The sequence below is a fragment of the Streptomyces sp. NPDC001744 genome (assembly GCF_042892575.1).
Classification (GTDB): Bacteria; Actinomycetota; Actinomycetes; order Streptomycetales; family Streptomycetaceae; genus Streptomyces.
The window spans coordinates 56,498-72,134 of sequence record NZ_JBIAUG010000007.1 but is presented as its reverse complement, the minus strand read 5'-3'; the positions used below and the strand labels follow the sequence as shown (position 1 = coordinate 72,134).

The window sequence follows — 15,637 nt, the reverse complement described above, 5'->3', positions numbered from 1 at the left end:
CTCAGCATGCGCGACGAACCACTGGCAATGACGATCGGCCCCCTCGCGGAGGAAGGACCGGAAAGAGTGCGCTGCCGGCTCTGCGGACGCCCCCTGACGGGCGCGGGCTCGCGCCGCACCGGACTCGGCCCGGCCTGCGACGCCAAGCTCCACCCGCCGGGCCCGGACATCCGCGCCCGCCGCCACGAGGTCGAGCAGGACGCCCTGCCGGGCCTGGACCCGCCGGGGGCGGCCACCGGGTCCGAGTGAGCCCCCGGGTCCTCAGAGCCTGCGGAACAGGCCCTCCTGGACCACGGACACCAGGAGCCGGCCCTCCCGGTCGTAGATCCGGCCCCGCGCGAGTCCCCGCCCGCCCGTGGCGATCGGGGACTCCTGGTCGTACAGGAACCACTCGTCCGCCCGGAACGGCCGGTGGAACCACATGGCGTGGTCGAGCGACGCCATGTCGAACCCGCGCGGACCCCACAGGGGCTCAATGGGGATCCGCACCGCGTCCAGCAGGGTCATGTCCGAGGCGTACGTCAGGGCGCAGGTGTGGATCAGCGGGTCGTCGCCCAGCGGCCCCACGGCCCGCATCCACACCGCGCTGCGCGGGTCCGCGCCCTCGACCTCCTCCCCGGTCCACCGCAGCCGGTCCACGTACCGGATGTCGAAGGGCTGCCGGCGGGCCATCCGCTCCAGGGCCTCCGGCAGCGCCCCCAGGTGGTCGCGGATCTCGTCCGCGAGGTTCGGCAGGCTCTCCGGGTCCGTCATGTGCCGCGGCGGCAGCTGGTGCTCGAACCCGGCCTCCTCCGGCAGGTGGAACGAGGCCGTCAGGTTGAAGATCGTCCGCCCCTCCTGCACCGCCGTCACCCGGCGGGTCGTGAACGAGCGCCCGTCGCGCACCCGCTCCACCTGGTACACGATCGGCACCCCGGGCCGGCCCGGCCGCAGGAAGTAGGCGTGCAGCGAGTGCACCGGCCGCTCCTTCTCCACGGTGCGGCCCGCCGCCACCAGGGCCTGGCCGGCGACCTGCCCGCCGAAGACCCGCTGCAACGACTCGTGCGGGCTGAGCCCGCGGAAGACGTCGACCTCGATCCGCTCCAGGTCGAGCAGGTCGACCAGCCTCTCGGCGGGATTGGTCACCACGGAACTCCTCCTACAGCTGTCCGACGGACGTCACGCGGACGACCGCGCGGCCCTCCTCGTCGGAGGCCGCGAGATCCACCTCCGCGCCGATGCCCCAGTCATGGTCGCCGTTGGGGTCGGCGAAGGTCTGCCGGACGCGCCACAGGCCGTGCGCCGCGTCCTCCTCGATGGCGAGCAGCTTCGGGCCGCGCGCGTCCGGGCCCGTGCCGAGGTCGTCGTACTCGTCCCAGTACGCGTCCATCGCCTCGCCCCACGCGTCCGCGTCCCAGCCGGACTCCGCGTCCAGCTCGCCCAGCGCGTCCACGTTGTCCAGGGCGGCCAGCTCCACCCGGCGGAACATGGCGTTGCGCACCAGGACCCGGAAGGCGCGGGCGTTCGCCGTGACCGGCTTGACCTGGTCGGCCTTCTCCTGGGCCTCCTCGGCGGTCTGGACCTCGGGGTTCGCCAGCTGCTCCCACTCGTCGAGCAGCGAGGAGTCCACCTGGCGCACCATCTCGCCCAGCCAGGCGATCAGGTCCTCCAGGTCCTCGGTCTTCAGGTCGTCCGGGATGGTGTGGTCCAGTGCCTTGTACGCGCTCGCCAGGTACCGCAGGACGATCCCCTCGGTCCGCGCCAGCTCGTACCAGGAGGTGAACTCGGTGAAGGACATGGCGCGTTCGTACATGTCGCGGACGACCGACTTCGGCGACACCGGGTGGTCGCCCACCCACGGGTGCGACTTCCGGTAGACGTCGTACGCGTGCCAGAGCAGCTCCTCCAGCGGCTTCGGGTACGAGATCTCCTGGAGCCGCTCCATCCGCTCCTCGTACTCGACGCCGTCCGCCTTCATCCGCCCCACGGCCTCCCCGCGCGCCTTGTTCTGCATGGCGGCGAGGATCTGGCGCGGGTCGTCGAGCGTCGACTCGACGACGGACACCATGTCCAGGGCGTACGAGGGGGACTCCGGGTCGAGCAGGTCGAACGCGGCGAGGGCGAACGTGGACAGCGGCTGGTTGAGCGCGAAGTCCTGCTGGAGATCGACGGTGAGCCGGATCGTGCGGCCCTCGGCGTCCGGCTCGTCCAGCTGCTCCACCACACCGCCGTCGAGCAGCGAGCGGTAGATCGCGATGGCCCGGCGGATGTGCCGCAGCTGCGCCTTGCGCGGCTCGTGGTTGTCCTCCAGGAGCTTGCGCATCGCCTCGAAGGCGTTGCCCGGACGGGCGATCACCGAGAGGAGCATGATGTTGGTGACCTTGAAGCGGGAGGTCAGCGGCTCCGGATCGGCGGCGATCAGCTTCTCGAACGTCGTCTCGCTCCAGGCGACGAAGCCCTCCGGGGCCTTCTTGCGGACCACCTTGCGGCGCTTCTTCGGGTCGTCGCCGGCTTTCGCGAGCGCCTTCTCGTTCTCGATGACGTGCTCGGGCGCCTGCGCGACGACCAGCCCCGCCGTGTCGAAACCGGCCCGGCCCGCCCGGCCCGCGATCTGGTGGAACTCACGGGCGCGCAGCGTGCGCACCCGGTTGCCGTCGTACTTGGTGAGGGCCGTGAAGAGGACCGTGCGGATCGGCACGTTCACGCCCACGCCGAGCGTGTCCGTCCCGCAGATCACCTTCAGCAGACCGGCCTGCGCCAGCTTCTCCACGAGCCGCCGGTACTTCGGCAGCATGCCCGCGTGGTGCACGCCGATGCCGTGGCGCACGAACCGCGAGAGGTTCTGGCCGAACTTGGTGGTGAAGCGGAAGCTGCCGATCAGCTCGGCGATCCTGTCCTTCTCCTCGCGCGTGCACATGTTGATGCTCATCAGCGACTGCGCGCGCTCGACGGCCTGCGCCTGCGTGAAGTGCACGATGTAGACGGGCGCCTGCCTGGTCTCCAGGAGCTCCGTCAGGGTGTCCGTGATGGGGGTGAGCCGGTACTCGTACGAGAGCGGCACCGGCCGGGTCGCGGAGCGGACCACCGAGGTCGGCCGGCCCGTGCGCCGGGTCAGGTCCTTCTCGAACATCGACACGTCGCCGAGCGTCGCCGACATCAGGACGAACTGCGCCTGGGGGAGTTCGAGCAGCGGGATCTGCCAGGCCCAGCCGCGGTCCTGCTCGGCGTAGAAGTGGAACTCGTCCATGACGACCTGGCCGATGTCGGCGTACTTGCCGTCCCGCAGCGCGATCGAGGCGAGGACCTCCGCCGTGCAGCAGATCACCGGCGCGTCCGCGTTCACGGAGGCGTCGCCGGTCAGCATGCCGACGTTCTCGGTGCCGAAGAGTTTGCACAGGTCGAAGAACTTCTCCGACACCAGCGCCTTGATCGGCGCGGTGTAGAAGGTCACCTGGTCGTTCGCGAGCGCGGTGAAGTGCGCACCCGCCGCGACCAGCGACTTTCCCGATCCGGTGGGGGTGGACAGGATGACGTTGGCCCCGGAGACGACCTCGATCAGCGCCTCTTCCTGGGCCGGGTAGAGCGTGATGCCCCGCTCCTCGGCCCAGGAGGAGAAGGCTTCGAAGAGGGCGTCGGGGTCGGCGGTCGGCGGAAGCTGATCGATGAGGGTCACGCTCCCATCTTGCCTGGATTCCGTCCGGATCAGGGAACCGGCCGTCGCCGGCGGTGATCATCGGCGGTAGGCTCGTCCGTCGACCGGGCGTCGAACGAACGATCCGGCAGGGGAGAAACGGGGCGGGCCACTCATGATGGGACCGGCGCACTCACTGTCCGGAGCGGCGGCCTGGCTGGGGGCCGGGGCCCTCGCGGCGGCCTACGACCGCCCGATGCCCTGGCCGGTGCTCGTCGTCGGCGCGCTCATCTGCGCGGGGGCGGCCCTCGCTCCCGACCTCGACCACAAGTCCGCGACCATATCGCGCTCCTTCGGGCCCCTCTCCAAGATCCTCTGCGGGATCATCGACAAGCTGTCGTACGCCGTCTACAAGGCCACCCGTTCCAAGGCCGACCCCCGGCGGACCGGGGGACACCGGACCCTCACCCACACCTGGCTCTGGGCGGTCCTGATGGGCGTCGGGGCCTCCGCGGCGGCGGTCAGCGGCGGCCGGTGGGCGGTCCTCGCCCTCCTCTTCGTCCACACGGTCCTGGCCGTGGAGGGTCTCCTCTGGCGGGCCGCCCGGGCGTCCAGCGACGTCCTGGTCTGGCTGCTCGGCGCGGCCGGCGCCTGGATCATGGCGGACGTCCTGGAGGACCCCGGCAACGGCGCGAACTGGTTCTTCACCGGTCCCGGCCAGGAGTACCTGTGGCTCGGGCTGCCGATCGTCCTCGGTGCCCTCGTGCACGACATCGGCGACGCCCTGACGGTGTCGGGCTGTCCGGTCCTCTGGCCCATACCCGTCGGCCGCAAGTTCTGGTACCCGGTCGGCCCGCCCAAGTTCATGCGGTTCCGGGCCGGCAGCCGGGTCGAGCTGAAGGTCCTCACGCCCGCCTTCATGGTGCTCGGCGGGATCGGCGCGGTCTTCGCGCTCGGCTACGTGTAGTCCCGTAGTCCCGTCCGCACGCGCGGGGCCCGCACCGGAGATCCGGGGCGCCGGGGCGGAACCCGGGAGAGCGTGACACCGGCCCTCACGACCGCAACACGTCATGAGGGCCGTCGTGACGTCCGGCCCCGGTCACCGCGTCGTTCCTCCCCGATCGCGCCACCGCGCGGGAGCGTCAACTTCGCCGGTGGCCGATTCACTCCGAGCAGGGGCGACCGCGAAGGAGCGGCGGAGGCTTTCGGCCATCGCGGGGCGGGCGGGGGAGAGGCGAGAGGCATGGGGGACGGCTGTGGTCACCCCGGCCTCCCGCGGGACGGTCCGGAGGGAGTGACCCCGGAGGCGGATTCTGTAAACGTGCCCAGCGGGATTGGCCGAACCCCCCTCCTCGTCACTTTACGCATCCGTGCGGATGCGATGCGCTACGGATGCTTCGGCTCCGCCACGGCGCGCACCGGCCGGCCGGCGGCGCACCTCCGAAGCGCCGACCCGAGGGGAAGAACCATGACCACACCTCCCGCTGCTCCGCTCCGCGTCACCCTGGCCAACGGCAGCTTCGAACAGCCCGCCGTGACCGGCGTGGAGATCCTGCCGGACGCCTCGCAGACGCAGGCGGCGAAACGAGTCCCCGGCTGGCTCACCACCGCCTCCGACCACAGGATCGAGCTGTGGCAGTCAGGGTTCCAGGGCGTGCCGGCGGCCGACGGCGCCCAGTTCGCCGAACTCAACGCGAACGAGGTCTCCACGCTCTACCAGGACCTGCCGACCACGCCCGGTACGAAGCTGTACTGGCGGCTGTACCACCGAGGCCGCCAGGGGCAGGACACCATGGCGCTGGACATCGGGGCGCCGGGGAACACGGTGGAGCAGAGGCGCTTCACCGACGGCACCACCGCCTGGGGCTACTACACCGGCACGTACACCGTTCCGGCAGGCCAGACGACGACGCGCTTCGCCTTCCGTTCCCTCTCCGCCGCCGGCGGCAACCGCAGCGTGGGCAACTTCCTGGACGGCATCTTCTTCGGCACCGCTCCCCACGTGGAGCTCGCCAAGACCGCCGTTCCCGCAGGGCCGCTGGAGGTGGGTGACGTCGTCACGTACCGCATCACCGCCAGGAACGAGGGCGGCGGCGGAGCCGAGAACCTCGTCCTGAGCGACGTCGTCCCCCAGGGCATGACGTACCTGCCCGGCTCCCTGCGCGTCGTCGACGGCCCGAACGCCGGGGCGAAGAGCGACGCCCGGGGCGACGACCAGGCGTACTACGACGCCGCGGCGAACAAGGTCGTCTTCCATCTCGGCAACGGCGCTTCCGGCGGTCAGGGGGGCAGCCTGCCCAACACCGAGGCCCTTCCGGCAGGGACCACGGTGGAGTACCGGGCCGTCATCGACCGGGCCGCCGGCGGCAAGCAGATCAGCAACACCGCGACCGCCGCCTACGAGAACCGGCTCGGCGACACGCCGGAGCCCCTGACGTCCACCTCCAACGAGCAGATCACGGAGGTCAGGCCGGCCGCCGACCTGGCCGTGACGAAGGCGGCCGACGCGACCACCGTCACCGTCGGCCAGACGGTGACCTACCGCATCACCGTCCGCAACACCGGCCCGAACGACTCCAGCGGCGTCACCGTCACCGACCGGCTCCCCGACGGCCTCGCCTTCCTGTCCGCCGACGGCACGGACGGAAGCTACGACCCGGCCACCGGGCGGTGGACCGTGGGCGACCTGGCCGACGGCGCCACCGCCACCCTCGTGCTGCGGGCCAAGGCCACCAAGGCCGGTCCGACCGGCAACACCGCCACCGCCACCGCCAACGAGAAGGACCCCGACACCACCAACAACACCGACACCGTCAGCGTCTGCGTCGAACCGGCCCCCTCCTGCTGCGACCCCTGCGCCGGACAGGAGTAGCCCCGGCCGGCCGCTGCGGGGACCGTTGCCGAGTCCTGTTCCCGGTCCACCCGTGCGGGGGCGCACGGCCGGGAGCAGGGCCCCGGGGCACCGGTCCCGGGCCACGCGGCAGCCCTTCGGGCCGCCGGGGAAGGACAAGGCGGCCGGATGCGCCGGCCGTGTCCGGAGATCCGGCACGGGTCCCCGCGCGTGTACGGCCCGGTCAGCCGTGCCAGGTGGGCTTTCCCCACCGGAGGGAGGCGATCGTTTTTTCCCCATGAGGGACAGATCGCGCCATGTCCGCTCTTCGTCCTCTGGACCGGCCGCGCCCCCTCGCGCTTCACTTCCGCCCCATGAGACCACTCAGGATCACGAGCGTGATCGGCGCGCTGCTGCTGGCCGCCGGCGCGCTGTTCACCGCCCAGCCGGCGACCGCCGGGGTGCCGGACGGCCCGACGCCCCCGGCCGAGTTCACCACCGACTGGCACGACCCGGTCACCGCCGCCCCGCCCGTCGCCGTCCCCGGGACCCCCAGCTGCGAAGTCACCCTCGCGGCGGCGCGGTTCCGCGACTTCACCCCCTACCGGGGGAGCTACGTCCCGCCGGCGGAGTGCGGCACCCGCTGGAACAAGGTCGTCCTGCGTCTCGAGGGCAAGGTGAAGGGCCGCCAGTACGACCGGCTCGGACACGTCACCGTCGGCGGCGTCGAGATCCTCCGCACCTCCACGCCCCAGCCCTCGCCGGACGGCATCACCTGGTCGGTCGAGAAGGACGTCACCCGGTACCGCGACACCCTCAGCCGCCCGCAGCCCGTCGAGATGCTCATCGGCAACGTCGTGAACGAGACGTACACCGGCGTCCTCGACGTCCGCGTCACCCTCACCTTCCACACCGCCCGGGGCCGGGTGAAGCCCGCCGCCGACACCCCCGACCGGGTGCTCCCGCTCACCGGCCCCACCCTCACCACCCCGCGCAACACCGAACGCGTCCTCGCCGAGGTGTACGCCACCGGGTCGGGCGGGGGCTGCGAGGAGTACTGGTACCTCTCCGTCCCCGACACCGCCCCCTACTCCTGCCGGGCGGCCGGCGGACCCCACCGCGAGGTCCGCGTCTCCGTGGACGGGCGCCTCGCCGGCATCGCCGCCCCCTTCCCCACGGTCTGGACCGGCGGCTGGTCCAACCCCTTCCTCTGGTACGTCACCCCCGCCCCCCGCGCCTTCGACGTCCAGCCGGTCGTCTACGACCTGACCCCCTTCGCCGCCGTCCTCAACGACGGGCGCCCCCACCGCGTGGAGGTCGCCGTCGCCGGCGTCCCGGCCGGTCTGCCGGGCTGGTCCGCGCCCACCAACGTCCTCCTCTGGCAGGACGAGGGCAGCCGGGTCGTCACCGGCGGCCTCGACCGGCACGAGGAGAGCGATCCGGTCAACTCCTCGGTGTACACGCCCGGTTCCTCCGACTCCCTCCACCGGGTCGACACCGGGGCCGGTCACCGCCTCACCGTCGGCGGCCACCTGGACACCTCGCACGGCCGGGTCGTCACCACCGTCACCCGGACCGTCGGGCACACCTCCGCGCACCGCTGGGGCGAGGGGGAGAACCCGGACGCGTTCACCGGCCGCTGGACCGACCGGGAGACCGTGACCAGCGGCCGCACGGTCACCCGCACCGACCGCGCGTACACGATGGACGGCGAGACCACGGTCGGCGCCGGCGACCGGCTGCGGACCGTCCTCACCCTCGGGGACCGCGCCGACACCCTCGTCCTGCGCGACGGACGGCGCCTGTCCCGGTCCCGCCTGGACCACACGTACACCGGCGACGCGACGTACACCACCGGCGTGCCGCGCGAGGAGCGGCACGCCGTCGGCACCACGACCGAGCGCTACCGGCTGTACGGCTCCGGGGGCTGTCACGACCGGACCCTGACGACGGTCCAGGGCACCGTGACCCGGGACCTGCGCCGCTGCTGAACGGGGCCGTGCCCGGCCCCCTCCGCACGGGGGCCGGGCACGGTGCCTCAGCGGGGCTTCGCCGAGTCCACGCCCGGACGGGCCGCGCGCCACTCGCCCCGGGTGAAGTCGGGGATCTCCTGCGGCACCCCGCCGGCCTTGATCGAGGCGTGGCTCAGCGGCACCGGGGCCGACCAGGTGGCGGCGTCGTACACGTCGAAGTCCGGCACCAGCCCCTTCTGGAGGCACTGCGCCAGGCGGTAAACCATGAGGTAGTCCATTCCGCCGTGTCCGCCCGGCGGGTTGGCGTGCTCCTTCCACAGCCAGTGGTCGAACTCGGCCGCGTACGCCGAGAAGTCGCCCCACTGGTCGTCCTTGTGGTCCGGCTCCAGGTAGATGCGGGCCGGATAGTCCTCGAAGACGCCCCGGGTGCCGCCCAGGCTGTTGATCCTGCTGTACGGGTGCGGGGTGGAGACGTCGTGCTCCAGGCGGATCACCCGGCCCCTGGCCGTCTGCACCAGGCTGATCGTCCGGTCGCTCCCGACGTACGTCTCCTTCCGGCTCGGGTCGCCGGCCGGCACGTGCTCCGCGCGGTACTCGGCGAGTCCGAGCGCCGGGGTGCCGAAACTGCTGATGCGCACCGCCCGGTCGCCCCGGTTGAGGTCCATGTAGTTCGCGACCGGGCCGAAGCCGTGGTTGGGGTAGAGGTCGCCGCGCAGCCGCGTGTGCCACAGCCGGCGCCAGGGCCCCTCGTAGTACGTCGGCGAGAACATCAGGGCGCGCAGGTCGTGGTTGTACGCCCCCGCCCCGTGCAGGAGGTCGCCGAACTTCCCCGCGTGCGCCATCCGCAGGACCCGCATCTCGTTCCGGCCGTAGCAGCAGTTCTCCAGCTGCAGGCAGTGCCGGCGGGTCTGCTCCGACAGGTCGACCAGCTCCCACAGCTGGTCCAGCTCCATCGCGAGCGGACACTCCACGCCCACGTGCTTGCCGTTCAGGAGCGCGGCCCGGGCGACGGCGAAGTGGCTGTCCCAGGGGGTCGCCACGTACACGAAGTCGAGGTCGGTCCGGGCGCACAGGTTCGCGTAGTCCTCCTCGCCGTTGGCGTACAGGGCGGGGGCCGGCCGTCCGGCGGCGACGACCTGCGCGGCGGCCCGCTCGGCCTTCTCGCGCACCGGGTCGCAGACGGCGACCACCCGCACCCAGGAGTGGGCGAGGAAGTGGCCGATCATGGAGGCGCCCCGGTTGCCGAAGCCGACGATGCCCACCCGGACCGTGGAGCGGGCCTCGAAGGGGACCCCGGCCATGGTGGCGCCCCGCCGCCGCGGCACGGCGGCGGGGGCGGACGGGGCGGCGTGGGCGGTTCCGGTACCGGCGGCGAGACCGAGCCCCGCCCCGGCGGCCCCCGCCGTGGTCCTGAGGACCGTACGCCGGCTCGGAGTGCGCGGTGTCTGCTCGTTCATGGAACCTCCCGGAGCTGTGTGGGCACGGCCGTTTCATGAATCCCGCACAGGACCCTGGCCCCGGCGGCCGGCGGCCCGCAAGGGTGCCGGCGGGACACGGGAGACGGATGACCGGACTGTACTGTTCCGGACCCCGGGCGGAACCGCACCGCCCCCGTGCCTCACCCGAACGTACGAAGGGCCCCTCGCCGCCCGGGCGAGGGGCCCGTCGACCGGGCGAGGGGCCCGCCGACCGGGGACGCGAGGCGCCCGACGGAGGGTCAGGGACGGGTGGCGCGCTCCAGACCGAGCAGCACCGACCCGTAGGTCCGGCCCGTCGCCCGGTCCATCCCGATCTCGCACGTCCGATTGGCCGAGAAGTGCGCGTCGAACGGCCGGGCGGTGACCTCGGCCGCCTCGCGGGCCGTCGCCGAGGCCGTCAGCTCCGGGTGCAGCATGCCCCGGTCGCCCGCGAAGGCGCAGCACCCCGCGTCGGCCGGGACCACGACCTCCTCCGCGCACGCCCGGGCCACCTCGGTCAGCTTCTCCCCGCCGCCCAGGCGCAGCGCCGAACACGTCGGATGGACCACGGCGGACCCGACCCGGCGGCGCACCCGGAGGCGGGGGAGGAGCTCGTCCGCCGCCCACACCGGCGAGTCCACCACCGTCAGCTCCGCGTGCAGCGCCCGGTTCTCCTCCGTCAGGTACGGCACCACCTCGCGCGCGATGCCGAGCGCGCACGAGGAGGCGTCCACCACGAGCGGCAGCCGCCCGCCCGCCGTCCACCCCCAGGCCGCCTCGACGATCCGGTTCGCCATCACCTCGTTGCCCCGCTCGTACCCCTTGGAGTGCCAGATCGTCGCGCAGCAGGTGCCGGCCACGTCGTCCGGGATCCACACCGGCCGCCCGGCCCGCGCCGACACCGCGACGACGGCCTCCGGGAGCGAGGGGCCGGGCTCTCCGTCCGGGTTCCCGAAGACGCGGTTCACGCAGGCCGGGTAGTAGACGGCGACCGCCGCCGGACGGTGGGTCCGGGGCAGCCGCCGCGCCGCCGCGCCCGGGATCTCCGGCAGCCACCCGGGGACGAGGTCGGGGCGGACCGCCTTGCGGACGAGCCCCGTCACCGGGGTCAGGACCCGGTCGCCGACCCGGTCCGCGGCGGCGACCGCGAGCCGCGCCGAGGCTTCCACGAGACGGAAGCCCCGCGCGGCCAGGGCGGCGATCCGCTCCTCGTGCGGGGAGTGCCGCTCGTGCCGGAACCCCTTCATCAGCGCGCCCGTGTCGATGCCGACCGGACAGGCCGACGCGCACAGGGAGTCCCCGGCGCAGGTGTCGACGGCGTCGTACCCGTACGCCTCCAGGAGGCGGGTCTCGACCCGCGAGCCGTCGTCCTGCCGCAGCATCTCCCGGCGCAGCACGATCCGCTGGCGCGGAGTGGTCGTCAGGTCGCGGCTGGGGCACGCCGGTTCGCAGAACCCGCACTCGATGCAGGGGTCGGCGGTCCGTTCCACCGTCGGGATCGTCTTCAGACCGCGCAGATGGGCCTGCGGGTCGCGGTCCAGGACGATCCGGGGTGCGAGGACCCCGGCCGGGTCGATGGCCTCCTTGGTCCGCCACATCAGCTCGGTCGCCTTCGGCCCCCACTCCAGCTCCAGGAAGGGTGCGATGTTGCGGCCGGTGGCGTGCTCGGCCTTCAGCGAACCGTCGAACCGCTCCACGACGAGCGCGCAGAACTCGTCCATGAAGGCCGCGTACCGCTCGACGTCGGAGGGGTCGCCCGCGTCGAAGGCGAGCAGGAAGTGCAGGTTCCCGTGGGCCGCGTGCCCGGCCACGGCCGCGTCGAAGCCGTGCCGGGCCTGGAGGTCGAGCAGCGTGGCGCACGCCTCCGCGAGCCGGTGCGGCGGCACCGCGAAGTCCTCGGTGATCAGGGTCGTGCCCGAGGGGCGGGCACCGCCGACCGCCGCCACGAACGCCCTGCGGGCCTTCCAGTACCCGGCGATCCGCTCCGGGTCGCGGGTGAACGCGTTCTCCGCGGACGCGACGGGGGCGACCAGGTCGAGCCCGGCCAGGACCTCCTCCGCCGCCCGCTCGTACGCCTCCCGGGTCGCCGCGTCCGGCGCCCGGAACTCGACCAGGAGCGCCGCCGTCGGCCCCGGCAGCTCCGCCCAGTCCGCCGGGGCACCCGCCACGCCCGCCGAGGCCCGCAGGGTGTTGCCGTCCATCAGCTCGACGGCGAGCGCCCCCGCCCCGTTGAACAGGGGCGCGGCGGCGGCGGCGGCCGGGAGCGACGGGAAGAGGAGCAGGGCCGTGGAGACCTCGCGGTCCAGCGGCAGGGTGTCGAGGACGACCTCGGAGATGAAGCCGAAGGTGCCCTCGGAGCCGACCATGAGGCCCCGCAGGATCCCGGCGGGCGTCTCCCCGTCGAGGAAGGCGTCGAGCCGGTATCCGTTGGTGTTCTTGAGCGCGTGCTTGGCCCGGATCCGCGCGGTCAGTCCGGCGTCCGCCTCGATCTCCGCCTTCAGCGCGAGCAGTTCCGCGCAGAGCTTCGGCTCGGCCCGCGCCAGCTCCTCGTCGGCGCGCGGGTCCCCGGTGTCGACCACCGTGCCGCCCGGCAGGACGACGGTGAGCGAGGCGACGGTCCGGTACGCGTCGCGGGTCGTGCCCGCCGTCATGCCCGAGGCGTTGTTGGCGACCACCCCGCCGACCGTGCAGGCGATCGCGCTGGCGGGATCGGGTCCGAGGGTGCGGCCGTACGGGGCGAGCGCCGCGTTGGTCCGCGCGACGGTGGTGCCGGGGCGGACCCGGACGCGGGCGCCGCCGTCCAGGACCTCCACCCCCGTCCAGTGGCGGCGCACGTCCACGAGGACGTCCTCGCCCTGCGCCTGCCCGTTGAGGCTGGTGCCGGCGGCCCGGAAGACCACCGCGCGGCCCTTGCCGCGCGCGTACGACAGGACGGCGGAGACGTCGTCGATGTCCTCGGCGACCACGACGACCTGCGGGACGAAGCGGTAGGGGCTCGCGTCGGAGGCGTAGCGGACCAGGTCGGAGACCTTCGACAGGACCTTCCCGGGGCCGAGCAGCTCGGTCAGCTCCTCGCGCAGCCGCCGGGGCGTCCCCCCGGCCCTGAGGTCCGGTACGCGGTCCGGGGCCGGGGTCCGCTTCACGCCGGGGCGCAGGGTCCGGGGGTTCGGTTCCAGCAGCGGCATGTCGGGCTCCCCTTCGGCGCGGCGTGCCCGAGGGGTCAGCAGCCGCCCTCCGGGCCGGGGGCGACCAGGGCGGACAGCAGTCCTCCGAGGACCTCGCGCTGGTCGACGGTCAGTGGATCAAGGATGTCCTCCGCGGCCGCCCGGCGCGCGTTGCGCAGCTCTCCCAGCGTGGCGCGGCCCGCGTCGGTCAGCTCGATCCTGATCGCGCGGCGGTTGTCCGGGTCGGGCGCCCGGCGCACCCGGCCGGCCGCCTCCAGGCCGTCGACGAGGCTGGTCACCGCCCTGGGGACGACCTCCAGACGGGCCGCGAGGTCGGCCATCCGGGGCGGCTCCCCGAAGGACGCGACCGTGCGGAGGAGCCGGGACTGCGCGGGGGTGATGCCGACCGGCTCCAGGTGGCGCTTCTGGACGCGGTGCAGACGGCGGGTGAGCCGCAGCAGCTGTTCGGCGAGGAGCCCGTCGGCGTCGGTCCCGTCCGTGCTGCCCGCCCCGGCCGTGCGGCTCGCGCGGCCGGGGCCGTCCGCGGGTCCGGGACCGTCCGACGGTCCGGTGTCGTTCGTACGGTCGGCGCCGCTCGTACGGTCGGGGGTGTCCATACGGGAACAATATCAGGACGCAGTTCATTGTGAGCATAGGTAACAGTGACCTAAGCTCTGTTCGACAGCGAACCCCCGAAGGAGCCCATGCGCCCCCACGACCGGTCCGAATGGACCCCTCCGCCCCGTGACCCGGGGGAGTCGAAGGAGCCCGCCCAGGTGCGGCGCATCCTGCGGCTCTTCCGCCCCTACCGCGCGCGCCTCGCGCTCGTCGGCCTCCTGGTCGGCGCCGCCTCGCTCGTCTCGGTCGCCTCGCCGTTCCTGCTCAGGGAGATCCTGGACGTCGCCATCCCCCAGGGCCGCACCGGGCTGCTCGGCCTGCTCGCCCTCGGCATGATCGTCACCGCCGTCCTGACCAACGTCTTCGGCGTGCTCCAGACCCTCATCTCGACCACCGTCGGCCAGCGCGTCATGCACGACCTGCGCACCGCCGTCTACGAGCGGCTCCAGCGCATGTCGCTGGCCTTCTTCACGCGCACCCGCACCGGCGAGGTCCAGTCCCGCATCGCCAACGACATCGGCGGCATGCAGGCGACCGTGACCTCCACGGCCACCTCCCTCGTCTCCAACCTGACCGCCGTCGTCGCGACCGTCGTCGCCATGCTCGCCCTCGACTGGCGCCTCACCCTCGTCTCCCTGCTCCTGCTGCCGGTCTTCGTCTGGATCAGCCGCCGCGTCGGCCGCGAACGGAAGAGGATCACCACCCGGCGGCAGAAGCAGATGGCCGCCATGGCCGCGACCGTCACCGAGTCCCTCTCGGTCAGCGGCATCCTGCTCGGCCGCACGATGGGCCGCGCCGACTCCCTGACCAGGACCTTCGCCGAGGAGTCCGAGCGCCTGGTCGACCTGGAGGTGCGCTCCTCCATGGCCGGGCGCTGGCGGATGTCCACCATCGGCATCGTCATGGCCGCCATGCCCGCCCTGATCTACTGGGCCGCCGGCCTGGCGGTCGGCTCGGCCGGCACCGCGATCTCCCTCGGCACGCTCGTCGCCTTCGTCTCGCTCCAGCAGGGCCTCTTCCGGCCCGCCGTCAGCCTGCTCTCCACCGGTGTGCAGATGCAGACCTCCCTCGCGCTGTTCCAGCGCATCTTCGAATACCTCGACCTGCCCGTGGACATCACCGAGCCCGCCGAACCCGTCCGGCTGCCCGTGGTCCGCGGCGAGGTCTCCTTCGAGAAGGTCGAGTTCCGGTACGACCCCGAGGCCCCCGGCCGCGCGACCCTGGAGGCCGTCGACCTGACCGTCCCCGCCGGCGGCAGCCTGGCCGTCGTCGGCCCCACCGGCTCCGGCAAGTCCACCCTCGGCCTCCTCGTGCCCCGGCTGTACGACGTCACCGACGGGCGCGTCACCCTCGACGGCGTCGACGTGCGCGACCTGGACTTCGACACCCTCGCCCGCGCGATCGGCGTCGTCTCCCAGGAGACGTACCTCTTCCACGCCTCCGTCGCCGACAACCTCCGCTTCGCCAAACCGGACGCCACCGACGAGGAGATCGAGGCCGCCGCCCGCGCCGCCCACATCCACGACCACGTCGCCGCGCTCCCCGACGGCTACGACACCCTGGTCGGCGAGCGCGGCCACCGCTTCTCGGGCGGGGAGAAGCAGCGCCTCGCCATCGCCCGCACCATCCTGCGCGACCCGCCCGTACTGATCCTCGACGAGGCCACCAGCGCCCTCGACACCCGTACCGAACACGCCGTGCAGCGGGCCGTCGACGCCCTCTCGGCCGACCGCACCACCATCACCATCGCCCACCGCCTCTCCACCGTCCGCGACGCCGACCAGATCGTCGTCCTGGAGGAGGGCCGGATCGTGGAGCGCGGGACGCACGAGGAACTGCTCGCCCGGGACGGACGGTACGCCGCCCTGGTCCGCAGGGACGCCCGTACGGCGCCGGAGGAGGGAGCCCCGGCGGACGCGACGGCGGTCGCGCGCCGGAACGGGTGATCGTCCGTCCCGGGGGCCGGTGACCGCCGCGTGCCCGGG

Annotated in this window: 10 protein-coding genes; 5 read left to right on the top strand and 5 right to left on the bottom strand. The window is 73.2% G+C overall.

Annotated features, from left to right (window positions below; translation table 11 throughout):
* The first annotated feature begins 6 nt into the window (after positions 1-6).
* On the top strand, positions 7-249 hold the full coding sequence (locus ACFYZY_RS10915; RefSeq protein ID WP_388692101.1) for a DUF6011 domain-containing protein: 243 nt from the start codon (positions 7-9) through the stop codon (positions 247-249).
* Positions 250-261: 12 nt separating this feature from the next.
* Here the strand turns inward: ACFYZY_RS10915 and ACFYZY_RS10910 are convergent, their stop codons facing one another.
* Entirely contained in the window at positions 262-1,125 is an 864-nt protein-coding gene (locus ACFYZY_RS10910) for an acyl-CoA thioesterase (protein ID WP_388692099.1), read from the bottom strand.
* Positions 1,126-1,138: 13 nt separating this feature from the next.
* On the bottom strand, positions 1,139-3,652 hold the full coding sequence (locus tag ACFYZY_RS10905) for a DEAD/DEAH box helicase (RefSeq protein WP_388692096.1): 2,514 nt from the start codon (positions 3,650-3,652) through the stop codon (positions 1,139-1,141).
* Between the two features lie 133 nt (positions 3,653-3,785).
* On the opposite strand from ACFYZY_RS10905, the gene ACFYZY_RS10900 reads away from it, so the two are divergent.
* The 3 genes from ACFYZY_RS10900 (at position 3,786) to ACFYZY_RS10890 (ending at position 8,431) form a co-directional block, all read left to right on the top strand.
* Positions 3,786-4,577: a metal-dependent hydrolase gene (locus tag ACFYZY_RS10900; RefSeq protein ID WP_388692094.1), complete on the top strand. Its 792-nt coding sequence runs from the start codon at positions 3,786-3,788 to the stop codon at positions 4,575-4,577.
* Positions 4,578-5,078: 501 nt separating this feature from the next.
* Positions 5,079-6,482 carry an isopeptide-forming domain-containing fimbrial protein gene (locus tag ACFYZY_RS10895; protein ID WP_388692091.1) on the top strand — a complete coding sequence of 468 codons (1,404 nt, stop codon included), beginning with the start codon at positions 5,079-5,081 and terminating at the stop codon, positions 6,480-6,482.
* A 332-nt stretch (positions 6,483-6,814) separates the two neighbouring features.
* Positions 6,815-8,431 carry a peptide-N4-asparagine amidase gene (locus ACFYZY_RS10890; protein WP_388692088.1) on the top strand — a complete coding sequence of 539 codons (1,617 nt, stop codon included), beginning with the start codon at positions 6,815-6,817 and terminating at the stop codon, positions 8,429-8,431.
* Between the two features lie 47 nt (positions 8,432-8,478).
* Here the strand turns inward: ACFYZY_RS10890 and ACFYZY_RS10885 are convergent, their stop codons facing one another.
* The 3 genes from ACFYZY_RS10885 to ACFYZY_RS10875 all read right to left on the bottom strand — a co-directional run bounded on the left by ACFYZY_RS10885 (position 8,479) and on the right by ACFYZY_RS10875 (position 13,651).
* On the bottom strand, positions 8,479-9,870 hold the full coding sequence (locus ACFYZY_RS10885) for a Gfo/Idh/MocA family protein (RefSeq protein WP_388692085.1): 1,392 nt from the start codon (positions 9,868-9,870) through the stop codon (positions 8,479-8,481).
* 260 nt (positions 9,871-10,130) lie between these two features.
* Positions 10,131-13,055 (bottom strand): FAD-binding and (Fe-S)-binding domain-containing protein, encoded by a 2,925-nt coding sequence (locus ACFYZY_RS10880; protein ID WP_388692082.1) that lies wholly within the window; start codon positions 13,053-13,055, stop codon positions 10,131-10,133.
* 35 nt (positions 13,056-13,090) lie between these two features.
* A complete protein-coding gene (locus ACFYZY_RS10875) occupies positions 13,091-13,651 on the bottom strand; it encodes a MarR family winged helix-turn-helix transcriptional regulator (RefSeq protein WP_388692080.1) in 561 nt (186 codons plus the stop codon).
* Positions 13,652-13,738: 87 nt separating this feature from the next.
* Between ACFYZY_RS10875 and ACFYZY_RS10870 the strand changes: the two genes are divergently transcribed.
* The gene (locus ACFYZY_RS10870; RefSeq protein ID WP_388692077.1) at positions 13,739-15,598 is read left to right on the top strand and encodes an ABC transporter ATP-binding protein; all 1,860 of its coding nucleotides are present in this window, start codon (positions 13,739-13,741) and stop codon (positions 15,596-15,598) included.
* Positions 15,599-15,637: the final 39 nt, after the last annotated feature.

Bases quoted from the DNA above. Each gene is read 5' to 3' on its own strand.
- ACFYZY_RS10895 (WP_388692091.1), top strand. From the start codon at position 5,079: ATGACCACACCTCCCGCTGCTCCGCTCCGCGTCACCCTGGCCAACGGC.
- ACFYZY_RS10870 (WP_388692077.1), top strand. From the start codon at position 13,739: ATGCGCCCCCACGACCGGTCCGAATGGACCCCTCCGCCCCGTGACCCG.
- ACFYZY_RS10885 (WP_388692085.1), bottom strand. From the start codon at position 9,870: ATGAACGAGCAGACACCGCGCACTCCGAGCCGGCGTACGGTCCTCAGG.
- ACFYZY_RS10875 (WP_388692080.1), bottom strand. From the start codon at position 13,651: ATGGACACCCCCGACCGTACGAGCGGCGCCGACCGTACGAACGACACC.
- ACFYZY_RS10900 (WP_388692094.1), top strand. From the start codon at position 3,786: ATGATGGGACCGGCGCACTCACTGTCCGGAGCGGCGGCCTGGCTGGGG.
- ACFYZY_RS10890 (WP_388692088.1), top strand. From the start codon at position 6,815: ATGAGACCACTCAGGATCACGAGCGTGATCGGCGCGCTGCTGCTGGCC.
- ACFYZY_RS10880 (WP_388692082.1), bottom strand. From the start codon at position 13,055: ATGCCGCTGCTGGAACCGAACCCCCGGACCCTGCGCCCCGGCGTGAAG.
- ACFYZY_RS10915 (WP_388692101.1), top strand. From the start codon at position 7: ATGCGCGACGAACCACTGGCAATGACGATCGGCCCCCTCGCGGAGGAA.